This is a genomic window from Microbacterium sp. Kw_RZR3 (genome assembly GCF_029222405.1).
Taxonomy (GTDB): domain Bacteria; phylum Actinomycetota; class Actinomycetes; order Actinomycetales; family Microbacteriaceae; genus Microbacterium.
The window spans coordinates 1-5,739 of sequence record NZ_JARHXC010000276.1; the positions used below are offsets into that span (position 1 = coordinate 1).

Consider the following 5,739-nt stretch of genomic DNA (forward strand, 5'->3'; position numbering starts at 1 on the left):
GTCAGGCCTTGTTCTGGCGCTCCAGGAGGTCGCGGATCTGCACGAGGAGCTCCTGCTCGGTGGGGAGCTTGGGCTCTTCGGATGCCGCGTCGGTGACGCCGGCGCGAGCGGCGGCGCGCTCCTTCCAGCGGTTCATCGGGAAGACGAACACGAAGTACACGATCGCGGCGACCGCGAGGAAGTTGATGACGGCGACGAGGATCGACCCGAACTCGAATGTCGCGATGCCGCCGAAGATCGTCGGAACCGAGAGGTTGAGGTTCGTCAGATCACCGATCTGGAACACGAATCCGATGAGGGGATTGATGAAGCCCTGGACGATCGCGTTGACGATCGCCGTGAAGGCTGCACCGATGACGACGGCGACCGCGAGATCGATCACGTTGCCGCGGAGGATGAACTCTTTGAATCCCTTGATCACGTTTGGTCTCCTGGGGGGTCGAGGGTCTGCTGGCGAGGGGCGACGCGTCAGGACGACGACGAAGCCGTCGATGTCGATGATGACGAGGTCGACGACGATCCGCCACCGCTTGCGCCGGCCGAGCTCGACGACCCGCTCGACGACCCGCTGCTGGACGAGCTGCTCGACGAGCTCCGGGAGTCGGTGCGGTAGAAGCCCGACCCGTTGAACGTCACGCCGATCGACCCGTACTGCTTGCGGAGGTCTCCGCCGCACTCGGGGCATTCGGTGAGGGCCGCGTCGGAGAACGACTGGACGGCGTCGAAACGGTGTCCGCACTGCTTGCAGGCATACGAGTAGGTGGGCATGGTGCTTCTTTCGGGTGTCAGGCGGGGGAGGCGGCGATGCGCACCGTGCGCGTCGGGGTCACGATGCCCGAGACGGGCTGGTCGTGCACGTCGCGCGGAACGTCGTCGACGAATTCGGAGTCGAAGATGACGGCGTAGACGGGAGGGCACTTCTCCATCGAGCCGAGGGTCTTGTCGAAGTAGCCGCGGCCCCAGCCGAGGCGCATCCCTCGCCGGTCGACCGCCGCCGCGGGGATGACGAGCAGATCGACGTCGTTCACGGCGATCGGTCCGAGCACGTCGCCGACGGGTTCGGGGAGGCCGAACAGTCCCTCGGCGATGTCGGCGTCGGGCGTGGCGACCGCCCAATCGAGCAGCCCGTCTTCGCGCGTGATCGGAAGAAGGACCCGGATGCCGCGCGCCACCGCACCGGCGACGAAGGCGTGCGTGCCGGGTTCGGTGGTCGTGGACAGAAAACACGAAATGCTGCGTGCGCCGAGCCTTTCGACCAGGGCGTCGAGCTGTTCTTTGACGCCGTCCTCGGCGATTTCGCGCGCGTGCGAAGAAATGATCTGTCGTCGTTCGCGAAGATCGGCGCGTAATGCGCGCTTGGCCTGCTCGATGCTGTCGGGCATGCAGTAAGTGTAAGTGCGCGTCCCGTCACGCCGCCGTCACAGGAGACCAGTAGGGTATGCCCATGCCTCATAAGCCCTTCAAGGCCGTCATTCCGGCCGCAGGACTCGGTACGCGCTTCCTCCCGGCCACCAAGGCCATGCCGAAGGAGATGCTGCCGGTCGTCGACAAGCCGGCCATTCAGTACGTCGTCGAAGAGGCCACCGGCGCCGGTATCGACGATGTCCTGATCATCATCGGCCGCAACAAGAACAACATCGCCAATCACTTCGACTCGATGCCCGAGCTCGAAGCGAAGCTTCGCGAAAAGGGCGACAGCGACAAGCTCGCCAAGGTCGAGCACTCCTCCGACCTCGCCGACGTGCACATGGTGCGCCAGGGCGAGCCCAAGGGCCTCGGTCACGCCGTTCTCCGCGCGCGCAGCCACGTGGGCGACCACCCCTTCGCGGTCCTTCTCGGCGACGACCTCATCGACGAGCGCGACCCGCTGCTCACGACGATGATGGAGCAGTACGACAAGCGCAACGCGACCGTCATCGCTCTGATGGAGGTCGACCCCGCGCACATCCACCTCTACGGTGTCGCCGCGGTCGAGCCCACCGAAGAGGACGGCGTGGTCAAGGTCACCCAGCTCGTCGAGAAGCCGAAGGCCGAGGACGCTCCCTCCAACCTGGCCATCATCGGCCGCTACGTGCTCGGACCCGACGTGTTCGACATCCTGGAGCACACCGAACCCGGCAAGGGCGGCGAGATCCAGCTGACCGACGCGCTCGAAGAGCTCGCCAACGGCGGCGGCGACGGTGGGGGCGTGTACGGCGTGGTGTTCCGCGGTCGCCGCTACGACACCGGCGACCGCGTCGACTACATCAAGGCGATCGTCCAGCTCGCCGCGGACCGCGACGACCTGGGCCCGGCGCTGCGTCCGTGGTTCAAGGAGTTCGCGGCGGGTCTCTGACCCCATGGATCTCTCCGTCCCACGACGGCACGGCGAGGTGTCGATCCGTCTCATCCGCAACCGCGATGCGCGCGTCCTTCAGCAGCAGCTGATCGACAACCGCTCGTGGTTGCGGCCGTGGGAGGCCACGAGCCCCGATGGTCCGGTGTCGTTCGACATGCGCCTCGGCATTCGGCGGCTCATGCAGCAATACCGCGACGGCGTCGGCGTTCCCTTCGTCATGGAGTGGAACGACGAGGTCGCCGGTCAGCTGAACGTGTGGGGTGTCTCGCGCGGCTCGCTCGCGTCCGCGACGATCGGGTATTGGGTGGCGGAGCCGTACGCCGGACGCAACATCACCACGATCAGCGTCGCGTTGGCCACCGACATCTGCTTCACCTCGCTGAACCTGCACCGGGTCGAGATCTGCATCCGTCCCGAGAACCACGCGAGCCTGCGGGTCGTCGAGAAGCTCGGGTTCCGGTACGAGGGGCTGCGCCGTCGATACATCCACATCGACGGTGATTGGCGCGACCACTACGCCTTCGCGCTCGTGCGCGAGGAGGTCCCGCACGGCGTGCTCGACCGCTACGAGCGCGGCCAGGTTCCGCCGGACGCCGCTCGCGTCCCACCCGCCGACCGGCTCTAGTCTTTCGGTCGCTCCCGACCACTCGCGCCCGCGCCCGCGTGGCGAGACTGCATCGCGCTGACATTCCCACTGCGGGCTGCAATGGAGATGTCAGCTGGATGCAGTCTGGGCTGGTCAGGGGAGATCGCGCGGTCAGCGACGACACGCGCGGGGATGCCGAGCTGTGACCGTCCCGTGACCTACCGTGTTCACATGGGTGGACAGGTTCTCGGTGGCGGGGTGATCGTCTTCGTCGCGGTCGCGCTGTGGCTCGTCTATCTTCTGCCGTCATGGCAGAGCCGACACCGGTTCACCTCGGCCGAGCGCAACGCCGTCCGCCTCAACCAGGCGCTCCGCGTACTCGCCGAGACGGCGGAGACGCCCCGTGAGGTCCACCTCGAGCTCACCGCGCGGACGGCGCACCAGCAGCAGAAGATCGCGCGTCAGGTGCAGGCCAAGAAGGCCGAGATCGAGCTCGCCGAGGCGAAGGCCCGACTCGAGGTCGCCCGCCTCGAGAACGCCCGCGACCGTGATCTCGTGAAAGAGCAGCGCGCTGCCGCCCTCGAACTCGCGCGGGCGGAACGCGCCGCCGCCGTGCACGTCGCTCGTGCCGAGCGAGCCGCCGCCCTCGAGAAGGCCCGCGCTGAACGCGAGGTGGCCATCGAGCGAGCACGTGCCGAGCGCGCTGCCGCGGTCGCCCATCCCGAAGCGCGTCGCGCCAAGGCTCGTCGCCGCTTCCGTCTCGCCACCTCCGTCTTCGCGCTCGCGGGCGTGATCGCGGCCGTTGCCGGAACCGTGATGGTCGTCGCCGGTGGGGGACCCGTCCTGCTCATCGCGGGTTCGACCGGGGTCGTGGCATCCGTTCTCCTTCTCCGTCGTCTCGCGGTCGTGGCCTCTCGCGGCGCCGCTCGCCCGGCGGTCGTCGCCGAGGAGCGCGTGGCAGCGGTGGTGCAGGACTTCGCTCCGGCGGCTCCTGCTCCGCGTCAGACCTGGACGCCGCGCGAACTCCCGCGGCCGCTCGTCGCCTCGGCCGGCTCGCGCGCTGCGGCTGTCGTCGACGAACAGCTCGCCCGCGAGGCCCTGCGTGCCGCCGCCCGCGAAGAGGCCGCCCGCGAGATCGCCGCTGCCCAGGCTCCGACCCCAATCGAGACCGCGCGTCCGGCGGCTGCTCCCTCGCCGTACGCGGCGATGGGATACGTCGATGACACCGAGATCGAGGACCACGTTCGCCGACTGCTCGAGCGTCGCGCGTCGGGTCAGTGACAGGCCGCATGCCGTTCGCGGCATGACGCGCCCGGGCGGTCGGCTCCGCGCGGGCGTCGGGCTCGCGGCGTGATAGTGTTGTGGAGTTGTCCGGGCCTGTGGCGCAGTTGGTAGCGCGCCTCGTTCGCATCGAGGAGGTCAGGGGTTCGAATCCCCTCAGGTCCACCAGATAGCCAAGAAGACCCCCGCTCCGGCGGGGGTCTTTCTCGTTGCGAGGAACGCGGCTGCCGGCCTTCGTGTCTCAGGCCTCTCCGTTGCCTTCCGCCCACCCACCCGGCGCCGCGATGTTGAACATCCACGCCACGCCCCACGGGTCGATGATCTCGCCGTAGAGGTCGCCCCAGACCTGCTTCTCGAGGGGCTGGGTTACCTGGGCGCCGCGGTCGACGAAGCGGTCGTAGAAGCCCCGGACACGGTCCGTCTCGTCGCTCATGAAAGCGGCGTGCACGCGGCTCTTACCCCAGCCCTCGGCGGGTTCCTCGAAGCCGTCGGCGCCCATGATCGTGAAGCCGTCGGCCGAGAGCTCGGAGTGCATGACTCCGTCGGCGGGAGCGTCGGGGATGCCGAAGTCGGAGAACGTGTGGATCGACAGCTCGCCGCCGAACACCGACTGGTAGAAGGTCATCGCCTCGCGGGCGGCACCGGCGAACGAGACGTACACGACGAGAGAGGTCGACATCGAGGCATCCTTCTGATCGGGGGATTCGCCCTCACCCTAGACCGGCGTGCTCGGTGCGGGAAGACCCGGATATGCTCGGGCAAAGCCCGCTCGCCCCTGAGGGAGAAGCCATGATCCTCGCCCACGACGTGTCGGGTTCCGGCCCGCTGCTCGTCCTCCTGCACGGCATCACCGAAGACCGGCACAGCTGGGATCCGGTCGATCTGACCGACAGCTTCACGGTGGTCCGGGTCGATCTGCGCGGCCATGGCGCGTCGGCGGCGGAGGAGCCGTACGACATCCCTACGCTCGCGGCCGACGTTCATGAGACTCTGGCGCAGCTCGCCGAGAACGACGTGATCCCCGCGGAGCTGCCGGTGGTCGTCGGCCACTCGATGGGCGGCATCGTCGCGACGGCCTACGGAGCGCTCTTTCCCGCCCGCGCGGTGGTCAACGTCGACCAGCCCCTGCAGCTGGCCGGGATGCAGGGGCAGGTGCAGCAGGCCGAGGAGATGCTCCGCGGCGACGGCTTCCCGCTGTTCATCCAGGCGATGTTCGCGCAGATGGCGGGCGGCCTGGATGCCGGCGAGATGGCGCGGGTCGATGGCATCCGGTCTCCGAAGCAGGACGTGGTGCTCGGGATGTGGCGGCCGCTGCTCGAAGACTCTCCCGAGAAGCTGTCGGAACTCGTGACCAGCCTGACCCGGATCCCTGCTGACGTCCCGTACCTCGTCATCACCGGGCTCGATGCGGGTCCCGAGTACGCGGAGTGGCTGCAGCAGGAGATCCCGCACACCGTGCACGAGGTGTGGCAGCCGCCGACGCACTACCCGCACCTCGTTGACCCGGCGCGGTTCGTGGCACGGGTCGAAGAAT

8 protein-coding genes and 1 tRNA gene are annotated in these 5,739 nt (G+C 68.3%); 5 read left to right on the forward strand and 4 right to left on the reverse strand.

The features are described from left to right. Position 1 precedes the first annotated feature (1 nt). The 3 genes from mscL to P2P98_RS15420 are packed head-to-tail and all read right to left on the reverse strand — an operon-like array spanning position 2 to position 1,382. Positions 2 to 421 carry a large conductance mechanosensitive channel protein MscL gene (gene mscL / locus P2P98_RS15410; RefSeq protein ID WP_058595036.1) on the reverse strand — a complete coding sequence of 140 codons (420 nt, stop codon included), beginning with the start codon at positions 419 to 421 and terminating at the stop codon, positions 2 to 4. A 47-nt stretch (positions 422 to 468) separates the two neighbouring features. Beyond that, positions 469 to 768, reverse strand: coding sequence for an FmdB family zinc ribbon protein (locus tag P2P98_RS15415; protein WP_275801032.1), 300 nt, complete (start codon positions 766 to 768; stop codon positions 469 to 471). 17 nt (positions 769 to 785) lie between these two features. Then, complete coding sequence (locus P2P98_RS15420) at positions 786 to 1,382, reverse strand: 5-formyltetrahydrofolate cyclo-ligase (protein ID WP_275801033.1); 597 nt, start codon at positions 1,380 to 1,382, stop codon at positions 786 to 788. 62 nt (positions 1,383 to 1,444) lie between these two features. Between P2P98_RS15420 and galU the strand changes: the two genes are divergently transcribed. The 4 genes from galU to P2P98_RS15440 all read left to right on the forward strand — a co-directional run bounded on the left by galU (position 1,445) and on the right by P2P98_RS15440 (position 4,373). Beyond that, the gene (galU, locus tag P2P98_RS15425) at positions 1,445 to 2,335 is read left to right on the forward strand and encodes a UTP--glucose-1-phosphate uridylyltransferase GalU (RefSeq protein WP_275801034.1); all 891 of its coding nucleotides are present in this window, start codon (positions 1,445 to 1,447) and stop codon (positions 2,333 to 2,335) included. A 4-nt stretch (positions 2,336 to 2,339) separates the two neighbouring features. Next, positions 2,340 to 2,963: a GNAT family protein gene (locus P2P98_RS15430; RefSeq protein WP_275801035.1), complete on the forward strand. Its 624-nt coding sequence runs from the start codon at positions 2,340 to 2,342 to the stop codon at positions 2,961 to 2,963. 192 nt (positions 2,964 to 3,155) lie between these two features. Next, positions 3,156 to 4,205, forward strand: coding sequence for a large exoprotein (locus tag P2P98_RS15435; RefSeq protein WP_275801036.1), 1,050 nt, complete (start codon positions 3,156 to 3,158; stop codon positions 4,203 to 4,205). A 92-nt stretch (positions 4,206 to 4,297) separates the two neighbouring features. Continuing rightward, a tRNA-Ala gene (locus P2P98_RS15440) sits at positions 4,298 to 4,373 on the forward strand. A 73-nt stretch (positions 4,374 to 4,446) separates the two neighbouring features. On the opposite strand, the gene P2P98_RS15445 is transcribed toward P2P98_RS15440, so the two are convergent. Further along, positions 4,447 to 4,884, reverse strand: a complete 438-nt coding sequence (locus tag P2P98_RS15445; RefSeq protein WP_275801038.1) for a VOC family protein — start codon at positions 4,882 to 4,884, stop codon at positions 4,447 to 4,449. Positions 4,885 to 4,994: 110 nt separating this feature from the next. On the opposite strand from P2P98_RS15445, the gene P2P98_RS15450 reads away from it, so the two are divergent. Continuing rightward, positions 4,995 to 5,739, forward strand: a 745-nt coding sequence (locus tag P2P98_RS15450) for an alpha/beta hydrolase (protein WP_275801039.1), incomplete at its 3' end; no start/stop codon positions are given.